This is a genomic window from uncultured Eubacterium sp., assembly GCF_934561735.1.
Classification (GTDB): Bacteria; Bacillota; Clostridia; order Oscillospirales; family Acutalibacteraceae; genus Eubacterium_R.
Genome location: NZ_CAKTGT010000008.1, coordinates 44,949 through 68,298 on the forward strand (window position 1 = coordinate 44,949; position 23,350 = coordinate 68,298).

At 39.8% G+C, this 23,350-nt stretch carries 20 protein-coding genes, 1 tRNA gene and 1 other annotated feature; of the genes, 10 read left to right on the forward strand and 11 right to left on the reverse strand.

The genetic code is table 11. The features are described 5' to 3' along the window. Window positions 1-53: 53 nt before the first annotated feature. Entirely contained in the window at window positions 54-350 is a 297-nt protein-coding gene (locus Q0E08_RS07275) for a hypothetical protein (RefSeq protein WP_294778463.1), read from the forward strand. 58 nt (window positions 351-408) lie between these two features. Here Q0E08_RS07275 and pheT read toward each other — a convergent pair whose 3' ends face one another. Further along, entirely contained in the window at window positions 409-2,775 is a 2,367-nt protein-coding gene (gene pheT, locus Q0E08_RS07280) for a phenylalanine--tRNA ligase subunit beta (protein ID WP_294778465.1), read from the reverse strand. 17 nt (window positions 2,776-2,792) lie between these two features. Further along, window positions 2,793-3,845, reverse strand: a complete 1,053-nt coding sequence (gene pheS, locus Q0E08_RS07285; protein WP_294778467.1) for a phenylalanine--tRNA ligase subunit alpha — start codon at window positions 3,843-3,845, stop codon at window positions 2,793-2,795. 36 nt (window positions 3,846-3,881) lie between these two features. Then, window positions 3,882-4,090, reverse strand: a binding site (T-box leader). Window positions 4,091-4,269: 179 nt separating this feature from the next. On the opposite strand from pheS, the gene Q0E08_RS07290 reads away from it, so the two are divergent. From Q0E08_RS07290 to Q0E08_RS07305, 4 genes are all read left to right on the forward strand, one after another. After that, window positions 4,270-4,512, forward strand: coding sequence for an IreB family regulatory phosphoprotein (locus Q0E08_RS07290; RefSeq protein WP_078768893.1), 243 nt, complete (start codon window positions 4,270-4,272; stop codon window positions 4,510-4,512). Between the two features lie 23 nt (window positions 4,513-4,535). After that, window positions 4,536-4,823: a hypothetical protein gene (locus tag Q0E08_RS07295; protein WP_177665089.1), complete on the forward strand. Its 288-nt coding sequence runs from the start codon at window positions 4,536-4,538 to the stop codon at window positions 4,821-4,823. A gap of 124 nt (window positions 4,824-4,947) precedes the next feature. Then, a complete protein-coding gene (locus Q0E08_RS07300; protein ID WP_294778469.1) occupies window positions 4,948-6,075 on the forward strand; it encodes an alpha/beta hydrolase in 1,128 nt (375 codons plus the stop codon). A 13-nt stretch (window positions 6,076-6,088) separates the two neighbouring features. After that, window positions 6,089-7,051: a DUF3592 domain-containing protein gene (locus tag Q0E08_RS07305; protein ID WP_294778471.1), complete on the forward strand. Its 963-nt coding sequence runs from the start codon at window positions 6,089-6,091 to the stop codon at window positions 7,049-7,051. A 42-nt stretch (window positions 7,052-7,093) separates the two neighbouring features. Here the strand turns inward: Q0E08_RS07305 and Q0E08_RS07310 are convergent, their stop codons facing one another. The 6 genes from Q0E08_RS07310 to Q0E08_RS07335 all read right to left on the reverse strand — a co-directional run bounded on the left by Q0E08_RS07310 (window position 7,094) and on the right by Q0E08_RS07335 (window position 14,002). Further along, entirely contained in the window at window positions 7,094-9,397 is a 2,304-nt protein-coding gene (locus Q0E08_RS07310) for a TIM-barrel domain-containing protein (protein WP_294778473.1), read from the reverse strand. Beyond that, entirely contained in the window at window positions 9,397-10,734 is a 1,338-nt protein-coding gene (locus tag Q0E08_RS07315; RefSeq protein ID WP_294778474.1) for a carboxylesterase family protein, read from the reverse strand. The genes Q0E08_RS07310 and Q0E08_RS07315 overlap by 1 nt, the downstream gene beginning before the upstream one ends. Window positions 10,735-10,746: 12 nt before the next feature. Further along, the gene (locus Q0E08_RS07320; RefSeq protein WP_294778475.1) at window positions 10,747-11,355 is read right to left on the reverse strand and encodes a DUF1643 domain-containing protein; all 609 of its coding nucleotides are present in this window, start codon (window positions 11,353-11,355) and stop codon (window positions 10,747-10,749) included. A 162-nt stretch (window positions 11,356-11,517) separates the two neighbouring features. Next, the gene (locus Q0E08_RS07325) at window positions 11,518-12,924 is read right to left on the reverse strand and encodes an amidophosphoribosyltransferase (RefSeq protein WP_294778476.1); all 1,407 of its coding nucleotides are present in this window, start codon (window positions 12,922-12,924) and stop codon (window positions 11,518-11,520) included. A gap of 93 nt (window positions 12,925-13,017) precedes the next feature. After that, on the reverse strand, window positions 13,018-13,572 hold the full coding sequence (locus tag Q0E08_RS07330; protein WP_294778477.1) for a biotin transporter BioY: 555 nt from the start codon (window positions 13,570-13,572) through the stop codon (window positions 13,018-13,020). A 127-nt stretch (window positions 13,573-13,699) separates the two neighbouring features. Next, entirely contained in the window at window positions 13,700-14,002 is a 303-nt protein-coding gene (locus Q0E08_RS07335; protein ID WP_294778478.1) for a hypothetical protein, read from the reverse strand. A gap of 593 nt (window positions 14,003-14,595) precedes the next feature. On the opposite strand from Q0E08_RS07335, the gene Q0E08_RS07340 reads away from it, so the two are divergent. Both Q0E08_RS07340 and Q0E08_RS07345 read left to right on the forward strand, forming a co-directional pair. After that, a complete protein-coding gene (locus tag Q0E08_RS07340; protein ID WP_294778479.1) occupies window positions 14,596-14,886 on the forward strand; it encodes a hypothetical protein in 291 nt (96 codons plus the stop codon). 27 nt (window positions 14,887-14,913) lie between these two features. After that, complete coding sequence (locus Q0E08_RS07345; protein WP_294778480.1) at window positions 14,914-15,765, forward strand: helix-turn-helix domain-containing protein; 852 nt, start codon at window positions 14,914-14,916, stop codon at window positions 15,763-15,765. Between the two features lie 556 nt (window positions 15,766-16,321). Here Q0E08_RS07345 and Q0E08_RS07350 read toward each other — a convergent pair. After that, complete coding sequence (locus Q0E08_RS07350) at window positions 16,322-16,792, reverse strand: hypothetical protein (protein WP_294778481.1); 471 nt, start codon at window positions 16,790-16,792, stop codon at window positions 16,322-16,324. Between the two features lie 442 nt (window positions 16,793-17,234). After that, window positions 17,235-17,310: transfer RNA gene (locus tag Q0E08_RS07355), tRNA-Met, on the reverse strand. Window positions 17,311-17,729: 419 nt separating this feature from the next. On the opposite strand from Q0E08_RS07355, the gene Q0E08_RS07360 reads away from it, so the two are divergent. From Q0E08_RS07360 to Q0E08_RS07370, 3 genes are read left to right on the forward strand one after another with little or no spacing between them, the layout of a single operon-like run. Then, entirely contained in the window at window positions 17,730-18,800 is a 1,071-nt protein-coding gene (locus Q0E08_RS07360) for a glycerate kinase (protein WP_294778482.1), read from the forward strand. Between the two features lie 40 nt (window positions 18,801-18,840). Next, window positions 18,841-19,062: a methylenetetrahydrofolate dehydrogenase gene (locus Q0E08_RS07365; RefSeq protein ID WP_177665857.1), complete on the forward strand. Its 222-nt coding sequence runs from the start codon at window positions 18,841-18,843 to the stop codon at window positions 19,060-19,062. Between the two features lie 20 nt (window positions 19,063-19,082). After that, the gene (locus Q0E08_RS07370; RefSeq protein ID WP_294778483.1) at window positions 19,083-22,346 is read left to right on the forward strand and encodes a glycoside hydrolase family 38 C-terminal domain-containing protein; all 3,264 of its coding nucleotides are present in this window, start codon (window positions 19,083-19,085) and stop codon (window positions 22,344-22,346) included. 404 nt (window positions 22,347-22,750) lie between these two features. Here Q0E08_RS07370 and Q0E08_RS07375 read toward each other — a convergent pair whose 3' ends face one another. Then, window positions 22,751-23,347, reverse strand: a complete 597-nt coding sequence (locus tag Q0E08_RS07375; protein WP_290912534.1) for an HdeD family acid-resistance protein — start codon at window positions 23,345-23,347, stop codon at window positions 22,751-22,753. Window positions 23,348-23,350: the final 3 nt, after the last annotated feature.

The window sequence follows — 23,350 nt, forward strand, 5'->3', positions numbered from 1 at the left end:
TGAATAAACAAAAAAATATTACACACACTACCACCGAAAGGATGATATAAATTATGAAAAAGATAATTATTATTTCACTTGCAGTTATTATGGCGGCTGTGATTTTTGTAGGCTGTTCGGGCAAAAAAGACAACACCATTAATACAACCGAAAAAACGACCTTATCAACAACGGCTAAGCAAACTACCACAAGCAAGGCGAAAGAGGACCTCTCCAAAGCCGGTGACGAAGCAATGAGCCGTGCCGACAAGGTTGGCGACGATGTAGGCGAAGGCGTTGACGACATTGCCGACGGCGTGGGCGGAAGCGTTGACAAAGCCGGCGACGCGGTAAAAGACGCGTTGGATTAAAGTATATACAAAAAAGGTGTTCATTTCGACGAATGAGCACCTTTATTTTTAATCTATCTTAGCCTTTGAGTTCGATTCCGTCATTCTTAAGTGACTCGATAATGCTGTCTGTTACCTCTTGAACTTCCTCTCTTGTAAGAGTTTTGTCAGAGTGAGAGAATACGATACGAGTTGTTATTGACTTTGTACCGTCGTTTTCGTCATCATAAATATCCGTTACATAAACATTCTTGATGAGCGGACTTCTTGTTTCTGCAATAGCCTTTGCGATAGGTGCAAACTTTGGAGAAACAAACGAAAGGTCAACTTCAATTTCAGGGAACTTTGACGGTTCAACATATTGGATTGAAGCGTTTTCAATATTTGCAAATGCTTCAACATCAACCTCGGCAAACACGATAGCAGCCTTTTTGTCAATCTTCTTTTGAACAGTTGGGTGAACGATACCGATTTGACCGATTTCAACACCGTCACAGATGATTCTGTTAAGATTTCTCGGGTGCTGATAATTTGATGCTGCCTCAATCGGTTCAAATGAAAGCGGTTTGTGCTTAATATCGTCGGACATAACCTCCAAAATATCACGGAGCTTATAGAAAAGCACAGACACAGGAGCAACTTTGCTGAAAAGCGTAATAGCAAGTTTCTTCTTTTCTACACAAAGATTGTTTTCGTCAAGACCTGTAACAACTCTGCCGATTTCAAAAATACCAAAGCGAAGTGCAAATGAAGTGTTTTGCTTAACCTGACAAAGCTGAGTAGGAATGATTGATTTACGAATAGTTTCGATATTAGGGTTTGATGCACCCTCAAGTTTGATTTCACCCTCTACATCAATGCCGAGAGCCTTAAGTTCGTCATAATATGCCCATACATATGAGTGAAGTTCGTGAAGTGAAAATCTCTTTACAAGCAAATCCTTGATTTTATCCTCAACTGTCTTTTCAACATCCGGACGAACAGGATAAAGCGGTGCAACGCAAGTATGAATATCAAAGTTATCATAGCCGTAAATACGGGTGATTTCCTCGATAATATCGGCTTTCATCGTAACATCCTTTGTTGCTCTCCAAGACGGAACATCAACGGTGAATTCGTCATTTTCAACACTTGCCGTGAAGCCGAGCGATGTAAGAGTTGAAATAATGGTATCGTTTGAAATTTCAATACCGGTATATTTATCAACAAATGACTTGCTGAAATTAAGTTCAACCTTGTCATAATGATAAGCGTAATCATCTGTAAGTGCCGAAACAACGGTTGACTCCCCGTCATACTTTTGAAGAAGATTTACAAATCTTGCGATAGCTGTTGTTGTCATCTCAGGGTCAAGGCACTTTTCATATCTCATAGAAGCGTCTGTTCTGTGTGAAAGGCGAACGGTTGATTTACGGATTGAAGCCGCATCAAATGTTGCGGATTCAAGAGTGAGCGTTGTTGTATCGTCAACAATCTCGCTGTCAAGGCCGCCCATAATACCTGCGATTGCAACAGGAGTATTGTCGTTGCAAATCATAAGGGTGTTTTCATCAATATTTCTTTCCACTCCGTCAAGAGTTTGGAAAGTAAACGGCTTGTCAAAACGCTTAATTCTGATTTTTTCAACCTTACGGCTGTCGAATGCGTGCATAGGCTGACCCATTTCGAGCATAAGATAGTTTGTAAGGTCTGCAAGGAAGTTGATAGCTCTCATTCCGCAATAATAAAGGCGGATACGCATATCAACAGGAGAAACGGTACGCTTGATATTTTCAACCTGCAAGCAAGAATATCTTTGGCAAAGCGGGTCCTCAATCTTCATATCAACCTTTGAAAGATTGTTGTACTTTGAAAGGTCAACAGTTTCAAGCGGCTTGAGTTCTCTGCCCGAAAGTGCGGCAAATTCTCTTGCGATACCGTAGTGACCCCAAAGGTCGGGACGGTTGGTAAGTGATTTGTTATCAACCTCAAAAATAATATCGTCAATAGCATAAACATCTTTAAGGTCTGTACCGTTTGGAATATCATCTGTGATTTCCATAATACCGCTGTTATCATCGGAAATGCCGATTTCTTTTTCCGAACAGCACATACCGTATGACATATAGCCTGCAAGAGAACGAGGAGCAATCTCAATCTCGCCGATTTTTGCACCAACCTTTGCAAATGCGGTTTTCATACCTACTCTTACATTAGGAGCACCGCAAACAACATCGGTAAGTTCTGCCTCACCTGCATCAACCTTGAGCAAATGAAGCTTTTTTGAATCAGGGTGATTTTCTACAGACTTAATCTCTGCAACAACAACGCCCGAAAGGTCAGAGCCTTTGAAGAAAATATCATTTTCAACTTCTGCGGTAGAGAGTGAAAACTGATTGATAAGTTTAAGTTTGTCAAGTCCGGACAAATCAACAAAGTCCGAAATCCAATTCATAGATAAAAACATAATGTCACTCCCCTTTCTTATTCATCATCGGTGAACTGGCTCATAGCCTTGAGGCTGCCGCCGTTCAAATCACGAATATCTTTAATGCCGTATTTCATCATAACAAGTCTTGTAAGACCCAAGCCGAATGCAAAGCCCGTGTATTCATCAGGGTCAATGCCGCCCATACGGAGAACCTCGGGATGAATCATTCCGCAAGGGCAAAGTTCAAGCCAACCACTGTGTTTACAGCTTGGGCAACCCTCGCCGCCGCAGATAAGGCAGCTGATGTCAAGTTCAAAGCCAGGTTCAACGAACGGGAAGAAGCCCGGACGAAGTCTAACCTTAATGTCCTTTTGGAACACTTCCGAAAGCATGGTTTTCATAAAATAGATAAGGTTTGAAATAGAAATATCCTTGCCTACCATAACGCCTTCCATTTGGAAGAAGGTGTTTTCGTGGCAAGCGTCTGTTGCTTCGTTACGGAAACATCTGCCCGGGAAAATAGCCTTGATAGGAGTGCCGTTATTGATAAGGTCATCCTTATATTTTCTCAAAATAGCATTTTGTGCGGCAGAAGTTTGCGACTTCAAAAGCTGACCGTTTGTGAGATAATAAGTATCCTGCATATCACGAGCCGGGTGATCCTTTGGCACGTTAACAGATTCAAAGCATTCATAGTCGGTTACAACCTCGGGATAATCCTCAACGGTGAAGCCCATTGACTTGAATATCTGCTCACACTGACGCTGAACGATTGTTACAGGGTGATATGAGCCTCTGCTCAAATTTGCCGGTAAAGAAAGGTCAAATTCGGGCATAAGCTCGATTTCCTTTTGAACTTCCTTTTCTTTCATTTCTGCTGTCTTTTCGGCAATTCTTTGAGCAACCGCACCCTTAAGTTCGTTTACTTTTTGACCGAAAGCCTTTTTGTCATCAACCGAAAGGTCCTTCATTGCCTTGAGCAAATCGGTTACGCTGCCTTTTTTGCCCAAATAAGCAACACGAACATTTTCAAGCTCAGACAAATCCTTAATATTTTCAAGTTCTTTTTCAAACTTGGACCTTAAGTCTTTAATCTTTTCTTCCATTGAATTTCCTCCGTAAAAAATAAAAACGCCTCATAAATATGAGACGAAAAGTTCCGTGGTACCACTCAAATTGCATACATAAAATATGCCGCTCTTACCTTTATCGCAGGTGTACGCCCTACTTAGTTGCTCGAAGGGTGCTCACAAGCTGAAATTCAAAGCACAGACAATATGCACTCACACCAAACCGTGCACTCTCTTTGATTGGTTCTGCATTTCTACTTACACTTGATCAACGCATTTAATCATTTATTTGTTGCATAAATTATAAACCCTAACAGTTATTAAGTCAAGTTTTTTCAACATTTTCTTTAAATATAGTAAAAAAGTGTTGAAATTGTTATCAATAATGTATATAATATACTTTGAATTAACATATACCAAAACCACCGGTATATAACACTTAAGCGGAGGTGGATCAAAAGTGAAAGACAAAACTATGACCTTTAGAATCGCAAACGACAACGAGGATGTAATGAAAGACACCCTTACCGCCGTATACGACGCATTAAAGGAAAAAGGCTACAATCCGATAAATCAAATAGTCGGCTACATCTTATCCGAAGATCCAACATACATCACCACTCATAACAACGCAAGAAGCTTAATCCGTAAGATAGACAGAGATGAGCTTTTGGCAGAAATGGTAAAGTATTACCTCAGCTAATACAATATTAAGGAGGGTTACCTTTGGCAGAAAAGTTTTTTGAATACAAAGGAAAGCCTTTGGTTAGAAGCGGCAATACGATTTACTACGGTGATATGAACGACGCATATGTTGTTTGTCTTACAATCAAAAATGCCGAAGATTACAAGGACATTACTCTTGCAGGTGACATCACAATTCAGTTGCTTGCTACTGACGAAACATTGTCACCAAAGGACAGAATTGTTAAAAAGAGCGAAAAGAAAGGTCTTTTCACAGCACTTGATTTGGGTGCAACCTGGCTTGAACGCCAACTTAAAAAAGAAGCATAAGCAATTCATAAGAACGAAAGAACCGATATAATCGTCGGTTCTTTTTTATTTAGTAAATTGTTCTGTTGACAATCTTTGTATAAAAATATAAAATAAAATCATAAATTATTCGGAGGCTGGCAATATGGCTGAAAATGTAAAAGAGAAGAAAAAGCATAAGGGGTTGAAAGTTTTGGGTGTTATTATACTTATCATTGCGTTGATAGTCGGCATCGGCTTCGGCGTTATATATTATCTAACAAAGCCCGTTGACGACACAAGCGACAAGGCAATTTATGTAGGCGGTATGCGTTCGTCACAAAGCATTGATTACAAATCGGATTCGTCAAAAGGTCTTGAAAATGACATTATTGTTAAAATAATGCAGGTTTCGTGGAAATTCTGTGACAAATCAGACAAAAAAAGAATGTCAACACAAACTCCGCCCGAAAATATTGTAAAGGTAAAGGATGTTGCATACCTTGATGACGGCAACCCATACCATAAATTTGATGTATTTTATCCGGAGGGCACAATTCCCGAAGAGGGCTTGCCTGTTATCATTGACATTCACGGCGGCGGATGGATGTACGCATCAAAGGACCTCAACGAATACTACTGTATGGAGCTTGCAAACAAGGGATATTGTGTGTTCAGCATAAGTTACAGGCTCGTGCCGGATGTTACCGTTTACGAACAAATCAAGGACTGCACCGATGCACTTGCTTATATAAACAGCAATATGAAAAATTATCCTGCCAACAAAAAAACCGTTATGCTCACAGGCGACAGTGCCGGCGGACAGCTTGCACTCTACAGTACAATCCTCAACAACAATCCCGACGCAAGAAAAATTTTCGGCACGGTTGACACAAAGTTAAACATAAAATGCCTGCTGCTTACCTCCCCTGTTACATACGCAAAATCGGGCGGATGGTTCAGCATTTACACAAAAAAGATGTGGGGCGAAGATTACAAAACCAAAGCCGCATACAACTATATGGACCTTGATGAAATTATGGAACTTGCAAACAATATGCCGCCAACATATTTCATCACAAGTTCGGGCGATACTCTTGCCCACGACCAAACGGTAAACGCATATAACTATTTTGCCGACAAAGGCTATGAATGTGAAATTCAAGATTTCACCGATTTAAGAGAGGGTAAAAAATTGCCGCATGTTTTCAGCGTGCTCGACCCGTTTGACGAATACGGTCAAAAAGCAATCGACAACGCCCTTGATTACTACCAAAAAGCATTGCTAAAATAACGAAAATACATATATGAAAAAAAGATATATAATCAAAATGATATTCCCGATAATATGTATTATTGTCGGGATATTGTTATCAGGATATGCAACAACTGAATACATAAACGACTGCCAAGAAGTGAAATGGCAACCGACAGAAGCCATAGTTACAGATATGGACAGCTATGAAACTTCCGGAGGTCGAAACGACCTGCCAAGAACAATTTATATAATTACATACAATTACGAAGTCAACGGCATTGAATATACTAATGAAATAAGATCCGAAGTTCCGAGCCAAGTAGGCAGGAACATAAACATCAAGTACAATCCTGACGAGCCGTCAAAATCAACAACAATAACAGCTCCTGATACTTCAAAATTAATTATAATATTGTTTTTCAGCATTGTATCGATTTTCGGCGGTGTAATATTCACGGTGATTATTTGGAAAAACAAACTTATTTTCACCGATGTTGAATATGATAAAAATGAGCCGTATTATCAGGGACCAAATCAAAAAAGCGTATCAAAATCATATTTAAAAATAATTTTGTTCTTTGTTTGTTTTTTAGTTTTGGCAATTATTTTAATGTATTTTCAACCGTTTGTACAAAAGAACATAAGCTCAAACGACTTTGTTCAAATAATGCAATCCGAGGGATATACGGCAGAAAATTCTTTGGAAAAAACACAAAAAGAATTCGGCATGGGTTCAATAATAACAGAATCATATTCGGTCAACACATATAACATACGAATTGATTACTGCGTACTTAACTCCAACGAAAACACAAAGCTGTTATACGATTCGGCTTCATTGCCGGCAGACACCTACACCATTACCGATAAGCAATTTTTAGGCTCACAAGACGATGAATTCTTTTATTGCAAAGCATATATTAATAACACCTTTGTATACGGTGCTTGCAAAATCGAGCAAAAAGATAAACTTTTGCAAATACTTAAAGATATGGGATATTATTCTGAATAAAAATAAGACTGTTTAACTCAATTTGTTAAGCAGTTTTTATTTTTAATCTCTTGATTCGATTATGAGTTTGCGGTCATCGGAGCCAACCAACTTAATATCGGGTGTGATATGCACCTTGCCGATGTTTTTATAGAAAACGGACACCTTATCCTTTTCGCACACAACGGAGAAAATAAGGCGTGTGCAGTTGCCTCTCTTATACTCGAAGGTTTCGCCGTCGTCATCAAAGAATGAACTTTGGAAAAAGCCTGTTTCCTGCGGATAAACGGTAAACACAAGTTTTTGATCGCTGTCAAATCCGTACTTGCCCTCATCAGTCGGGAACACGCAACCGCTGCGGATGAAATAAGGCATTTTTGATGTTGGCGGAATGTGGAGACTGACATTTTGACCGCCCTTGTAAAACTTGCCGTCAAGATACCAATCATCGCCCTCAGGAAGATAAGCGGAAATATTTTCTATTCCCTCATCAAGCACGCAGGTTGCAAGCACATCTCTGCCGACCAAGAACGATTCGCAATCCTCTTCTATATCCTCATCGTCATAATAAAGGAAGAGCGGAGCATTCATAGGTTCATCATAAGACACGCTGTTGTAAGCCGAGCTGTAAAGATACGGAATAAGTTGTTTGCGTTGTGCAAAAATCCCTCTGACATCATCGATTACATCTTCATATGTCCAAGGCATTGTAGCTGTTCCGTCGGTGTTCCAGCTGTGAATGGTAAATCTCGGCTCAAAAAGACCATGCTGAATCCAGCGAAGTAAAAGTTCCTTTGACGGCATTTCGCCTGCAAATCCGCCCAAATCGTGGCCGTAGAAAAACATACCCGACATTGAAAGAGTAAGCCCGATATAATGGCCGTAATACAAATCATGAAACGAGGTCATATTATCGCCCGACCAAGTTTGTGCCATTCTTCTGACAGCTATATTGCCGCTTCTTGTAGAAAGAAACGGACGAAGTTCAGGGCGTTTTTTCCTTTGTGCTTCGTATGAAGATTTAACCATAAGATAAGTTAAATCCGGTCTTACATCCCTTGCACGGATTTTGCCGAAGCCGAAGCCGTTAACCTTTGCGTCGCTGTCCTTAATATCAAATTCGTTATTGTCATTCCAAGTGGCAACAATGCCGTTGTCAAGGAGTTTTTCCGTTACCTGACTGCCCCAAAAATCATAAGCCTCTTTATTTGTGAAATCGAGATACGAGCCGAGTCCGTCCCAAAACTGAGTTACAAACGGAGTGCCGTCCTCATTTTTTACAAAAAGTCCCTTTTCGGCAATCATACCGTACATAGGGTGAGTGGTGAGAAATGCCGGCTTAATGTTCGGAATAAGGTGAATGTTGCTGTCCTCATAGCTTTTTACAAAAGCCGCAGGGTCCGGGAACTTATCCTTGTTCCAATTAAACACGCACCTTTGATTACCGATGGAGGTATAGCCCGAAGAAAGATAGAAACCCGAGCACGAAAAATCAAGGTCTTTAACCTTATCAAGGAAGCCTTGCATTTGTTCGCCGGCATTTTCGGCATCGGTATAAGCCATGGTGGAGGCACAATAATCAAAACTCCACTTCGGCGGAAACGCCTGTTTGCCGCACATACGGGCAAAAGAACGCAAAATTTCAAGCTTTGAGCCAAAAATTACATAATAAACTATGCAGTTGTCCTCGGTCTTGAAAAACTTATACGGCTGATAATAATTGTTAATTTCAACGCCGAAATCCATGTAGCAGGTGGCACTTGTGTCATAAAAAATACCGTAATTGCCCACGCTGTTTTCACAAATATAAAACGGAATGTGCTTGTAAAGAGGGTCGGAACTTTCGGCATCGTAGCCGAGTGCGTCCGTAGTTTCAATTCTGAAACTTCTGCCCGCTTTATCCATAAAGCCGCTTTTATCACCCAAGCCGAAGATTTTTTCGTCCTCTTCTCGTGAGATGTAGTGGTAATATCCTCTGCCGAATTCGTTTTCAAGATTGTACGAAAGAGGGCGTCTGTCCTCAAAAAGCACCTCGCCGTCATCAATAAACGAAAGCAGGAAGTTATGAAAATCAACATCTATTTCTATTCCCGAAGTAAGCGTGATTTTTTCACCGTTATCGGTGCTTTCAACCTCAGGAGTGTCAAAGTGGAAACCCTCGGTATCAAGCCTGTTCCTTGCCGGAGAGTTTGGCTGACCGTAAGGATTTATGCAAAATGTAGGCAAAATATCCTCACCGTGGCGGTAAATCGCAACTCTGACAATATTTTCTTCAACAAAATCAAGCCTTGCATTTACATCATCGCAAGCATAAAGTCTGTAATTATCGGTGTAATCCACCAACTTAAAATTATGATTAAATTTCATTAAAATTCTGCTCCGTTATTTGAAAAAGTGTTTTTGAATAATTTTTTTGTATCCCATTTTTCACATCGTGTATTTTCACAAAATCGCATAGGCTCGGCATAACCGCTTTGCCAATCGGGTATCTCGACACAGTTGGGATTGCCTGTTTTTGCAAAAGCCGTAATTGCCGAAATCATTTGATGCGAAATTGTATAATCTATATCCTCAAACGGTCGCCAATTATTGCCCAATGTACCGAAAGCGTAAAGCAAATCGCTTGAATGCCATGCGCCGCTGTTGTCGCCCGGCAAATCACGGTTAAAGTTATAAACATAACAAGGTGCACCTTTTTTTATAATTGCCCTTGCAAACCTTTTGGTAACACCCTCAAGGACAATAGGCACCATATCCGTTTGAGTAACACCGAGCATATACGAAACATCGCTCGGAATTGTTGACATATTGAATGAATTTTTTGTAATAATTCTTCCGTCCTTAACAGGCATAGTATAAAGCATACTGAGTTTATCCTCATTGCACGCTTCAAACCACGCATAATAAAGAGTTTTAGGGTCAACACATCCGAGTTCTTCAATATTATTAACCCCTGCTTTTGAGATAATGTTATCCCAAAACTTCTTTGTCTTTTGCGGTGACAACGGTTTTGCAACTTCACGCTGAAGTGCTCCGCCGCTCATCATAATTGCACCGCCGAACCAATTTTTACACACCGAAGTGCTAAGCAAAATATCAACGCTCATGGCACCGGCACTTTGACCCATAATTGTGATTTTGTCACCGTTGCCGCCAAAGGATGAAATATTATCTTTGACCCACTTGATTGCCGCAAGCTGGTCGTAAAGTCCGAAATTGCCGCATCTGCCCTTTTCATCCGTCAAATCGGGATGTGAGCAAAAACCGAACGGACCGAGGCGATAATTGATTGAAACAAAAACAACGCCTCTTTTGGCATATTCCACACCGCATATATGCCCCTCGTTTGACGAACCGCCTGTAAAACTGCCGCCGTGAATGTAAAGAAGCACGGGAGCGTTTTCGGCGTTTTTAGGTGCGTAAATGTTTAGATAAAGGCAATCTTCGCTGTATTCAAAGTTCATATTTTGCCTGAACTCTTTGTGATAAAAAGCATTGCAAATCTCGTCATCTTCAAACGCACGACGCTGATACGAACATTTGCCGAACACAATTGCGTCATACATACCGTTAAATTTTGTTGTAATAACAGGATACTTCCAACGCTCTGCCTTTGCGTACCTTATGCCTCTGAATTCGAAATATTCGCCAAAATCAATGCCCCTGATTTTGCCGCATTTTGTATTTAATCTGACTGCATTCATAGTATCACCAAATCAAAGTGTATCAACATAATCTTTAATATCGTAATCTTCAAACGGCGTTGTTTTGCAAAGATAAAGCGGATGATGCGGATGTCCGTTTTTCAGGAGTTTGCCTGCATGCACCCATTTTGCATTGTATTTTTCGCCGATTTCTATCATTTCCTTTACGCAGGATTTAAGATAGTTACGCTCGTTAACTATACTTCCCCACGCCGCCCAAACGGTTGCATTTTGCGAATGAGAAAGCACATAATCAAACGCTTTCATATTTTCGTTATGTAAAAATGTATTAACCTCGGCGTCCATATCCTTTGGTCTTGTTGCTCTTTGAGCATAAACATTGAACATAATAAAGCTGTCATAGCCGTTAAAATGAGCCAATCGCTCAACGGATTTGAGAGTGTTATCAAGATTTTCAGGCTCTGCCGTAGACGGATTAATGCCTATGCAGATAACGGGATTTTTGCCTCTTGTGCCGAGAAGATAACGGTAATCCCGATACTCACCCGGAACATAAATCCACTTTTCCGCGTCAAACGATGTTGCCGACAGCGAGTCGTTATAATCCTCGTCAAAACTTTTTATCTCAATAAAATGAGAATCATCGGTCGGTATATGCATTTTTCTCACCCTTTTCTTAATTATAATATACTACCTACAGCAGCAAAATACAATAACAATATTGTAAGCAAGCTGTCAACGCTCCAAAACGAACAACAGATGTGTTAAAAAAACTGTGAAGCCCAAATTGAGCCTCACAGCATTTATTTTTATAGTATATAATTATTCCTGACCGTCCCAGCAATATGTGCAAAGCTTGTCTTTATCAATACCTACAGAGGCAATCATATCATCAAGACGATGATAACGAAGCGATGTAAAGTGAAGCTGCTTGCAAATTACATCAATCATCTTTTGATACTTTTCGCTGTCGGGATCAACATATTCCTGAATAAGTGCATCATCAGGTTCTCTGCCCTCAAGTTCGGTAATAACACGCCTTGTGATAAGGTCCATATCCGAAGTTGAGCGTGAGAAGTTGAGATACTTACATCCGTAAAAAAGCGGAGGACACGCAGGTCTGATATGTACTTCCTTTGCACCCGATTCAAAGAGGTACTCGGTTGTTTCACGGAGTTGTGTACCGCGAACAATAGAGTCATCAATAAGAAGCAAGCTCTTGTCCTTAATCAAATCAGGAATTGGGATAAGTTTCATCTTGGCAATGAGATTACGCTTTGTTTGGTTTGGCGGCATAAACGAACGAGGCCAAGTCGGTGTATACTTGATGAACGGACGGGAATAAGGAATACCCGTTTCGTTGGAATATCCGATTGCGTGAGCAATGCCGCTGTCAGGAACGCCTGCTACAATATCGGGATTAACATTATCTCTTTTTGCAAGAGCCTTGCCGCAGTTATAACGCATTTTTTCAACGCTGATGCCTTCATACGAAGCTGAAGGATAGCCGTAGTAAATCCAAAGGAATGTGCAAATACGCATTTTTTTGCCCGGTTGAATGAGAGTTTTTACACCGTCTGCGTCCATAAACACAACTTCACCCGGACCGAGTTCTTTGTAGTCCTTGTATCCCAAATTGAGATATGCAAAGCTCTCGAACGAAGCACAATAGCCGTCCTCTTTTTGACCGATTGAAATAGGAGTTCTGCCGAGCATATCCCTTGCGGCATAAATACCCTTAGGTGTAAGTGCAAGGATAGAAATTGAGCCTTCCACAGCCTCCTGAGCATATCTTATGCCGTCAATAAAATTCTCTTTTTGATTAATGAGAGCGGCAACCAATTCGGTTTGATTGATGTCACCGTTTTGCATTTCAAAAAAATGAGTGTTGTTTTTGATAATATCGTCAACAAGTTTGTCGATGTTGTTAATTTTACCTACGGTGGCAACCGCAAATGTACCGTGATGTGAACGCACCAAAATAGGCTGTGCCTCAAAGTCGCTTATACAACCGATACCGTATTGACCGTGCATAGTGTTTGATTCTTTAGTGAACTTTGTTCTGAAAGGAGCATTTTCAATATTATGAATTGCCTTGTCAAAGCCTGTTTCTTTGTCATATACAGCCATACCCGCACGACGGGTGCCGAGGTGAGAATGATAGTCTACACCGAAGAACAAATCAAACACGCAATCGTCTTTTGATACCGCACCGAAAAATCCGCCCATAATTTACCTTACAGAGTTGTTCTCTGCTTCCCTCTCTAATTTGTTGCAAATATTATAACAAATCATCGATACAAAAACAACAGGAATAAGCTATTATTTTACAAATTTTTTAAGTCTGTTTGTCAGCACGGCGGCAAGTGCAATTTTTACGGCGTCAGGGAGCAAAAACGGAATTACGCACCAGCCGAGGATTGTTGCAAGAGATGCAGGCTCATTTGTCTTTGCATAAACAACGGCAAACCACGCTGTACCGAATGCGTAACATACCAAAATGCCGACAACCATAGACAAAACAAGTGCCCAAAGTTTGTTTGTTTTATCCGAAACAATACCTACAATAAGAGCGGTAAAGATAAATCCGATTATATATCCGCCGGTTGAACCCAAAAGAACACCGAAGCCGCTTTTAAAACCTGAAAAAACAGGAACACCGATTGCACCGATGAGAATATAAAGGAGGGTTGAGAGTGTTCCCCTTTTAGCACCGAACAAGCCTGAAATGAGCACCACGCCCATTGTTTGCAATGTAATAGGAACCGTGAGCGGAATAGAAATCCACGAGCAAACCGCAATAATTGCCGCAGAAAGACCGATGTAAACCATATCGGTTACTTTTGAATTTGTTTTCTTATTTTCTGTTTGTGCCATAGTCACATACCTCAATAAATTATTTTCGGCTTTCGCCAAATTGATTTATATTGTATCACACAAATTCAAATTGTCAACCTAAATTTTAGCAAAAGTTTACAATGCAAACTATTCAATGAAATCGCATTTAAAAATTATGTTCTGTTTTTATATGTGAACCCGATTGATTATGTAAATTTCGTTCAAACTCTATTCCTTTTGCAAAAGCATCCAATGCGTATTCGTTAATCACTTCACGGATTTTAACAAGTATTTTGTTTTCATAATCCGACGCACCGAATTCCGGATTATACTTTTGTATTTCGTTAACAACAGAGTTTTTCATTTCATACTCTTTTTCGGCAAGTATATCATATCTTGGATTTGAACCGACAGGAGCTTTTTCAACAATTATCCGATAGATTTTTTCCAACTCATATTCTTTTGACACAATATTCCTCCGCAACAAGCCGAGCCGTAAAACAAAAAGAGCGCAGCCGAAGCCACGCTCAAAAAACACACAGCTTCAAAGTTTTCTGCGACAAAAACCTCAATAGTTGGATAAACCAGCATACGAATAAAAGCGCGTGTTTTTATAAAAATAAAAACCGTGCTGATTAATCCAACTAAAACTATTAAATTGAGATTCATGTCGCATTGCAATTATATCATTTGCAGAAATTTAAGTCAATAATAATGCTCTGCAAATAATTTTAAAAACAAAAAGAGCGCAGCCGAAGCCACGCCCAAAAAACACACAGCTTCAAAGTTTTCTGCGACAAAAACCCAATACTCATACCACAATACAGGCGTGTAAAAAGAAGTGCGTGTTTTTATCAAAAGATAAAAAAACATACACTACCTGCTAATTATGGCATATTATTAAATTGAATTTTTGTCGCACTGCAATTATATCATTTGCAATATTTTTAGTCAATATTAAAACACCGTAAAAAGTAAACCACCGGTTTAGTTTGCTCAACCGACGATATATGGAAGAATTCTTCAAGATATGCTATCATAAACTTGTAAGGAGGAAGCGATATGACAAAGCGAATTAATCTTGATGACATCAGGCTGTTTTACCTGACAATACACGATGATGAAAACGGTAATACAACAAAATACAGTCTTGATATTGAGGCGGCAAACGATATGCATTATGAATTTTCACCAAAACATAACGAAATCATTTGCAACCGAATATCAAAAGAATTGGGAATATCAAACAATCTTGACACAGCAGACCTTATGAGAAAATATTTAACAGTCAAAAGCAACGGTTATCTTATTTCTCTTGTTTCAGGCAACTGCACTGTACAATATTTCTATTAAATGATATAATAAATGTGAGGTGGCAAAATGGACATCAGAGAAACAGGGCAAAAGATTGTAAAACTAAGGCACAATAACAAAATAACTCAGGAAGAACTTGCCGAAAAAATCGGTGTTTCTTCGCAAGCCGTCAGCAAATGGGAAAACGGCAAAAATATGCCGGATATTGAACATCTTATGGATATTGCCAAGCTATTTAATGTTCCGTATTCGTTTTTTATTGAGGATGAAAACGACGAGCATTTGGAATACCGTTCAAGACTTTTCAACGAGGACAATATGTACACAAAGGTCAAAACCTTTGCACAGTTTGAAGGATTGGAACAAACATTAAAATCCCTTGAATTTATGAGAGCAAAACACAGCGGTCAGTACCGAAGGCAGTCAAAATATTCCGGCGACAACGAAAAAGTCAAGTACATAAATCATCCGCTGATGATGGCTTGCCACGCACACGCAATTGGTATTAAGGATGACGACATACTCTCGGCGATTCTGTTGCACGATGTTGTTGAGGAAACCGACACGGCAATTAACGAACTTCCCGTTAATAAAGAAACAAAAGAAATTGTAAATCTTTTAACATTTAAAATTCTGCCGAATATGTCAAAGGAAGAGTCCAAAAAAATTTACTACCAAAACATTGCAAAAAACAAAAAAGCCGTTACGGTTAAGATTTTAGACAGATGCAACAACATTTCCACAATGGCGTATGTTTTTTCAAAAGAAAAGATAATTGAATACATAAACGAAACAGAAGAATATATCATTCCGCTTATATCGGTTTTAAAAAGCGAGCCTGCACCGTACTGCAACATTGCATTCGTTGTAAAATATCACATAATCAGCGTACTTGAAGCCATAAAGCCATTACTGTAAATATCAAAATCACGATGCCGAAAAGACACCGTGATTTTTATTTTACTTATTTCTAATTTCCAATACAAAAGCATCAATAAACGCTGAAAAGCCTTTGTTTAAAAGGTTTTAGGCAAAAAACTTTTATAATGTCGCGAATGTCGCGCAGAGGCTACACCTCTGCTTGCACTCTTGGGTGGTTTCGTTTTGTGTCTTTGTACAACATATTTGATACAATGTGACCGAATATAAATTTTTGTTATTGTTGTTTATGGAAAGTATTTATTTTTTATATTTATGATAATCCATTTTGAAGAAATTCACATATTCAAACAAAAATATACCTAATAAAACGGCTTCAATTAAATTAAACGAAACCGGAAGTTTGGTGTCATTTATTACGGTATAATTATGATAAAAAACAAAATAGAATGTAGCTGTAATTAAAATTGACAGTATAAAAGAGGTTAAGAAAAATATCAAATTTGCTCGTCTTTTATATGCTTTTAGTTGCACATTCAACTCATTGTTGTCCATACCATACAACTTTTTTAACTATATCGTTTAATAAAATTTTTTACATTACTATGAAATATGCAATTATGATTATAATATCAATAATGCTCAAAATAATGAGTGATACTTTTTGCCATTTAAGAAAATAGCCTTTATTGTCCATATGTATTCTGTCTATCTTTTTTGAACAACTTATGCAATAAGGAATTGTCATAATTGCTGCAAAAACAATTCCGGCAAATATTGCAGGTATAAACAGAAGAATAAATACAGCCTTAACTACACCTTTGTTAGCTCTTATTTGATTGAGCATAAAATGTATGGTGGTACATTCCGATGCAAGCCCATAGCCCGTAATCAATGCACCCAATATGTTATAAAGCACACCTGCCTTCCCATTAAAATCAAATTGAACATCCGTTGTGATAACAAATCTAATAAGAAACACACCGAAACCAAGCAAAAACAATAGTGGAACGGAATATAAATATCTTCTTTCGTTATTTGTCAATTTGTCTTTATAACCGTTCATATGCTTCTCCTAAATTAAAAATAAAAATTTATTGTATTATACTATACGAAGGAAGATAATTCAATTGTTATTTACTCTTGAGTAAATAACAAATAAACGGATTTTAGACACCCTTGAAAAATAAAAGTTTGAAAAGCGTTAGACAATCTGTTAGACAATGGTAAAAAAATAAGCCACTCTTTTTGCAAGAATGGCTTAAATAAATGGTTGGAAAAATTATTTTTTCGCGCAGAGGCTACACCTCTGCTTGCACTCTTGCGGTGCCCAAAATTTATTACGACTTGGAGCGTCGATAAATTTTGACCGCTGCGCCACAACAGCCTGCACTGTATCTCCCACCGGGAGCGCTTGGCAGTTGTGCCCCGGGAACCCGTCGGTTGCAACCGTGAGCATAGCTCACAGCACAAAAAGAAAGCCACCCAAATTGGGTGGTTTCATTTTGTGGTTGCGGGGACAAGACTCGAACTTGCGACCTCCGGGTTATGAGCCCGACGAGCTACCAACTGCTCTACCCCGCGATATTCAGTTGTGCACTGCATTGCCTCAATGCGTATTAATATTATAGCAGATAAATCCAAAATGTCAAGAGGTTTTTTATACTTTTTTAAAACAAAGAACGGGTAGTCCAAGTGTCCGCTTAAACTACCCATCTTCGTTGTTTAATAAAACAATTTCTATCGTTGTGTGTTGTGAAGTTGCTGAAAGACACAACACAGGGCGCTATTACCATCACGCCGACCACTAAAGTGGTTATATATATACTACAACATAAAAAAAATAATGTCAAGATTTTTCAAAAAATTTTCCGATTTCGGTAAATATGCCGAAAAGCGTATAAAAAATCTGTAATTTTGCACAAAAGGCAGTTCAGAGCATTATTTTACAAATAAAAGAATATATGCTAAAATAAAATCACTAAAATTTATGAGGTACAAATATGAAAATACTTATTGTTCCCGACTCATACAAAGGCACATTATCATCAAATGAAGTTGCCGACACCATAAAATCCGTGCTTGAAAAATCATCTGATTGTGATGCAAAAGCTATTCCATTTGCCGACGGCGGTGAAGGATTTTGCAATGCGGCAAAATTAATTTGTAAAGGCGATGTTCTTTACACAAAATGTCACGATATTTACGGCAAGGAGATTGACGGATATATTGTAACTTTCGGCAACACGGCAACGATTGAATGTGCTGTTGCAAGCGGATTGCAGAAACGGAAAAATGTTATGCAAAGCAGCAGCTACGGCACGGGCGAATTAATACGATTTGCCGCAGAAAACGGCTATAAAAGCATCATTCTCGGTCTTGGCGGAACGGGTTGCTGTGACGGCGGTATCGGTGCACTGTCGGCACTCGGAGTTAGGTTTTATGACGAAAATCAAAACATTATGAAAATGCCGAAAAGCAATGATATGAACTTTGTTTTCGGAATAAGCACGAAAGACAAAGTAAAGGATATAAGCTTTACATTTGCGAGCGATGTTGAAAACGAATTTTTCGGCAAAAACGGTGCGGCATATGTATTTGCTCCGCAAAAAGGAGCACGCAAAACCGATGTTGAGGAACTCGACCAAGGTTTACAAAGGCTCAACGCATTTTTCAAAACCGATGTAAGCAAGCTTAAAGGTGCCGGAGCGGCAGGCGGAATATGCGGCGGACTGTATTCTGTTTACGGCGGAGAAATAAAATCGGGTTTTGACATTTTAAGTGAACTTTGCGACCTTGAAAGCGAAATCAAAGATGCCGACATTGTAATAACCGGTGAGGGCAAAACCGACGAGCAAACTATGATGGGCAAATTGCCGTACAAAATAAGTGAGCTTTGCAAAAAGCACGGTAAAAAATGCGTGGTTATAAGCGGCAGTGCGGACAATATTAAAATCGGTGACGAGATGATTACACTTGTTGACGATAAAACCACACTTGAAGAGGCACTTGAACATCCGATTGAAGTTTTGAGCGAAAAAGTACAAAACAACCTTGAAATCATACTCAAATAATTATATAATATTATAACTAAAAATATTAAGGAGAATATCCATGAAAGTAAGAATACCAAAACACAGAGAATTTCAAATTAAATTTGCGGACAACTATCCGCTTGAAGCAGAAGCTTGGGAAAAGCTTAATCAAATTGTAAAGGACTACTCGGTAGACGGCAAGAGTGTACGCACTCCTACATTTATCGAAGATAACGAAGCAAAGGTAAAGGCTTTGCAGGAAGAATACGAGTTTGAATACGAAATTATTGAAGTACAGTAATTAACAAAGCGAGATACATCATGGCTGAAAACAAGATTTTTACGGTTGCTACGGCTCACCTTGACACAGTATGGAGATGGGAGTTGCCGAAAACCATTGAAGAATTTATACCCGACACCTTTGAAAAAAACTTTGAGCTCATAGAGAAATACCCTAATTACCGTTTTAACTTTGAGGGCAGTTTCAGATATGAGCTTATTGAGGAATATTATCCGGAAGCATTTGAAAAAATCAAGGAATATGTTGCCGCAGGCAAATGGTGTGTAAGCGGCTCGGCATACGAAAACGGAGATGTCAACATTCCGTCACCCGAGTCACTTTTCCGCAACTTTTTATACGGCAATCATTACTTTAAAGAAAAGTTCGGCAAAACATCAAAAGATGTATTTTTGCCGGATTGTTTCGGTTTTGGTTATGCTTTGCCGAGCATTGCAAAACATGCAAATTTGCTGGGTGTTTCTTCTCAAAAATTAGGTTGGGGCGGCGCATACGATTTGCCGTTTGACATCGGCGTTTGGCAGGGCGTCAACGGTGACAGGGTTTACGCTTCGCTCAATCCCCTTTCGTACAGATACAAATTCAGCGGTGATGTAAGAGGCGATTTGCAAATCATCAACAAGCTTGCGGAAAACGGACTGCAACACGATTTGCCGTGGACTATGAACTACTACGGCACAGGCGATTGGGGCGGTTCGCCTACCGAGGAAAGTGCAAAGTTTGTTAACGAAAGCGTTGAAGCGAACAAAACAAACAGCGACACAAAAGTTTACTCCGCATCATCCGATGAAATATTTATTGAGATGGACAAATTGCCGCAAAGCAAAAAGGACAGCTTACCGATTTGGAACAACGAACTTGTTATGCGAAGTCACGGTGCGGGCGGTTACACATCAAGATGTATGAGCAAAAGGCTCAACGCACAAAACGAAAACCTTGCCGACACCTGCGAAAAATCGGCGGTTGCGGCAAGCCTGCTCACATCGTACAAGTACCCGAAAGCCATCCTTGACACGGCGTGGAAGCGAGTTATTCAGCACCAATTCCACGATGACATACCGGGCACATCAACCATGCTTCAATACAACGACAGCTGGAATGATTACTTTGCATCGCTCAATCAATTTCAATCCGAGTACGAGGGTGCAGTAGGTGCAATAGCAAATGAACTTGACACCTCTTGGTGCAAAGAATGTGCGATAATCGTTAACAACCCTGTTGCAACAAAGCGAAAAGCCTCTGTTGAAGCACATATCAAGCTGAACAGAAATGCAAAATATGTTAAGGTTTTTGACAAAAACGGCAAAGAAGTTCCGAGCCAAGTAATTAAAAAGACCGGCAAGGAATTTGACATTATCTTCCTTGCAAGTGTGGGAAGTCTGGGCTACAAGGTATACGATGTGCAAGGCACGGACGAAAAGTGCAAAATCGCAACCGACCTCAAGGTTACCGAGCACACGCTTGAAAACGAAAAATACAGACTTATGTTTAACAAAAACGGTGACATAGGTTCTATTGTAGATAAAAAATTGAAGGTTCAGCTTCTCACAGCACCAATCAAAATGGCTCTTCTTCACGATTTGGGCGAGCTCAACTACCCATCGTGGGAAATGAGAAAAGAAGATTTGGACGCAGAGCCTTACTGCTATGCAAATACTCCGACTTTTGAAATTGTTGAAAACGGACCGGCAAGAATTGCAATCAAGGTTACACGAGAGGCTGAATACAGCAAAGTTGAGCAGATTGTAAGCCTTGATGCATACGCAGACACCATCCGTGTTGACAACAACATTGACTGGCAAAGCAGAAGAACACTCCTCAAGGCACAGTTCCCTGTTACCTGTTCAAACGAAGAAGCAAGTTACGACTTAGGTCTAGGTTACATCAAACGAGGCAACAACACAGATAATTTATATGAAGTGCCTGCACAGAAATGGGCAGACATTACCGACCGTTTTGGCAGATACGGCGTGAGCATTCTTTCTGATTGCAAGTACGGATGGGACAAACCAAACGACTACACGCTCCGTTTAACCTGTATTCACACCCCGGCAGGTGCATTTACAAAAGACGCCCGTCAGGATTTGCAGGACATCGGCAGGAACAAATTTGCTTTCGGCATTTTCAGCCACAAAGGCGAAATCGGTGCGGCAACTCAAATTGAAGCACAATGCTTTAACCAAAAACTTGTTGCATTCCGCACATCATCAAAGCGTGAAGGTGCACTCGGCGACAGCTTCAGCCTTATGAACACAACTTCGGACAGCGTAATTGTCAGAGCCGTTAAGGAAGCTATTGACGATGACAGCATTATTGTAAGAATCAACGAGGGTATCGGCAAAGAGCACAAGGGTGCAGGAATCAAGTTCTACTGCAACATCACAGAAGCCTGTGAAACATATGCAAGCGAGGAATACATCAAGGATGCCGAAATCAAAGACGGTGCTTTGGTATTTGACCTAAAGCCGTTTGAGGTTAAGACATTCAAATTGAACCTTGCAAACGAAAGAAACAAAGCAAAAGAAAACTACAAAAAGCTTGACCTTGAATACAATTCTACGGGAATTACTGCCGACGAATACAAGGTCAACTGCATTATGCAAGGCAGTGGTATGAGCCTTCCGAACGAGCTTATTCCGAGCAATCTCACGGTTCACGGTATTACATTCAAAATGCCGAATGTTGATATGGACAAGAACATATACATTCCGAGAGAGCAGGAAATCGAACTCCCTAAAGGCATTACAAAGTTGTATATGGTTGCGGCTTCTGTTTTCGGCGAGCAGGATATTGTTCTTATGGCGGACAACAAAGAGCGTCATATGACAATTTATCCGATGAGTGAACCTGTCGGCAAGTGGGATATGGCAGGACTCGGACAGACGGCAAAAATCACATATCAGCCGCTTGCCATGGAATTTACCCACACCCATCACCCGGAGGGTAACATTGCAAACGGCAAGGTATATTTCTATCTTTACGAAATTGATGTGAGAGGTTGCAAAACCGTTACTATGCCTGAAAACAACAAGGTTGTTATCCTTGCGATGACGGGAATCAAAAAATTCTCAAACACATACCTTGCAACAGAATTAATTGACAAAGTTGATGAAAAATACAGCTTTGGTGAAATTCCGCCGATTGACAAAATCATTGACAAAGCCGACTTTATCACAATCAGAGCCGGCAAAATCCAAGACCAAATCAAAGGCGGCAAGGGCAAAGGATTTAAACGAGATAATATAATAACAAACATCATCCGTTCTTACACCAAGAGTGAATGGTAAAAAATGCACCGTAAGTTGATTCTTACGGTGCATTTTCATTAACATATTTTTACAAATCCTGTATAATCAATTCGGACAAAGGAAACTGTCGATTTACGGTAGGCGGTTAGCCCTCACTATCAGAGGGTAATGCCCTCTAATTTTGTTTAGGGGGTGATGCTATGGAATATCTTGTATTATTCGCATTTATTCTTGTTGCAGCCACAGGCTACATATTAAGCATAAAAAAATAACCGCCCTGTCCTCGAAAAACAAGCGGTTATTTTTTAACAACTTTCGAGGCTAACCGTCTATCCGATAAGCCCTTTGTTCATATTTATATTAGCATAATATGCAGGATTTGTCAACTCGCATCCTTAATATATATAAACACGCCACGGAGAAATCCGCAGCGTGTTTTTTATTTATTCGTCATTCTGTTGTTCGGTGGCTTCAACCTCTATATCGGAGATTGAATCGACTGCATCTTTGACCTGCTTGACCTTTGAATTGACCTGAATATAAGTCACCAAATCAAGCACCGCATACACAATGAGTGCCGCACCGATAAATCGAACAATGCCGTCTGTCAGCTGTGCCGACTTTGTTATTGCGACAATTCCGAAAACAATCGTAATCACCGACAACAGCATTGTGAACCAGCCCGATTTTCTGAAAAGCATAATTGAACGGATTGAAGTTGCCATATCGACAATGCCCGAAGTGAGAATAAATATTCCCAAAATCACAACGATTATCGAAATGATTGCCCGATACTTTGCACACACGATTATACCGCTTATCAACGAAATCGTGCCGAGCACAAGCGGGAGTTTTGTATCCCTCTCAACGATGTACGACACAACCGAAATTATGCCCGTTACAATCAGCGAAACGCCCACGACAAGCGAAATATACTGAATACATTTGCTCGGGAACGCAATGAACAGTACACCCATAATCGCCGAAACAATTATCGTGGCTATTGAAAATCGTTTTAGCCCTTTTAAAAAGTCCAACATAAA

Excerpts from the sequence above, each read along its gene's own strand:
- Q0E08_RS07275 (WP_294778463.1), top strand. The coding sequence starts at position 54 with ATGAAAAAGATAATTATTATTTCACTTGCAGTTATTATGGCGGCTGTG.
- pheT (WP_294778465.1), bottom strand. The coding sequence starts at position 2,775 with ATGTTTTTATCTATGAATTGGATTTCGGACTTTGTTGATTTGTCCGGA.
- pheS (WP_294778467.1), bottom strand. The coding sequence starts at position 3,845 with ATGGAAGAAAAGATTAAAGACTTAAGGTCCAAGTTTGAAAAAGAACTT.
- Q0E08_RS07300 (WP_294778469.1), top strand. The coding sequence starts at position 4,948 with ATGGCTGAAAATGTAAAAGAGAAGAAAAAGCATAAGGGGTTGAAAGTT.
- Q0E08_RS07305 (WP_294778471.1), top strand. The coding sequence starts at position 6,089 with ATGAAAAAAAGATATATAATCAAAATGATATTCCCGATAATATGTATT.
- Q0E08_RS07310 (WP_294778473.1), bottom strand. The coding sequence starts at position 9,397 with ATGAAATTTAATCATAATTTTAAGTTGGTGGATTACACCGATAATTAC.
- Q0E08_RS07315 (WP_294778474.1), bottom strand. The coding sequence starts at position 10,734 with ATGAATGCAGTCAGATTAAATACAAAATGCGGCAAAATCAGGGGCATT.
- Q0E08_RS07320 (WP_294778475.1), bottom strand. The coding sequence starts at position 11,355 with ATGCATATACCGACCGATGATTCTCATTTTATTGAGATAAAAAGTTTT.
- Q0E08_RS07325 (WP_294778476.1), bottom strand. The coding sequence starts at position 12,924 with ATGGGCGGATTTTTCGGTGCGGTATCAAAAGACGATTGCGTGTTTGAT.
- Q0E08_RS07330 (WP_294778477.1), bottom strand. The coding sequence starts at position 13,572 with ATGGCACAAACAGAAAATAAGAAAACAAATTCAAAAGTAACCGATATG.
- Q0E08_RS07340 (WP_294778479.1), top strand. The coding sequence starts at position 14,596 with ATGACAAAGCGAATTAATCTTGATGACATCAGGCTGTTTTACCTGACA.
- Q0E08_RS07345 (WP_294778480.1), top strand. The coding sequence starts at position 14,914 with ATGGACATCAGAGAAACAGGGCAAAAGATTGTAAAACTAAGGCACAAT.
- Q0E08_RS07350 (WP_294778481.1), bottom strand. The coding sequence starts at position 16,792 with ATGAACGGTTATAAAGACAAATTGACAAATAACGAAAGAAGATATTTA.
- Q0E08_RS07360 (WP_294778482.1), top strand. The coding sequence starts at position 17,730 with ATGAAAATACTTATTGTTCCCGACTCATACAAAGGCACATTATCATCA.
- Q0E08_RS07365 (WP_177665857.1), top strand. The coding sequence starts at position 18,841 with ATGAAAGTAAGAATACCAAAACACAGAGAATTTCAAATTAAATTTGCG.
- Q0E08_RS07370 (WP_294778483.1), top strand. The coding sequence starts at position 19,083 with ATGGCTGAAAACAAGATTTTTACGGTTGCTACGGCTCACCTTGACACA.
- Q0E08_RS07375 (WP_290912534.1), bottom strand. The coding sequence starts at position 23,347 with ATGTTGGACTTTTTAAAAGGGCTAAAACGATTTTCAATAGCCACGATA.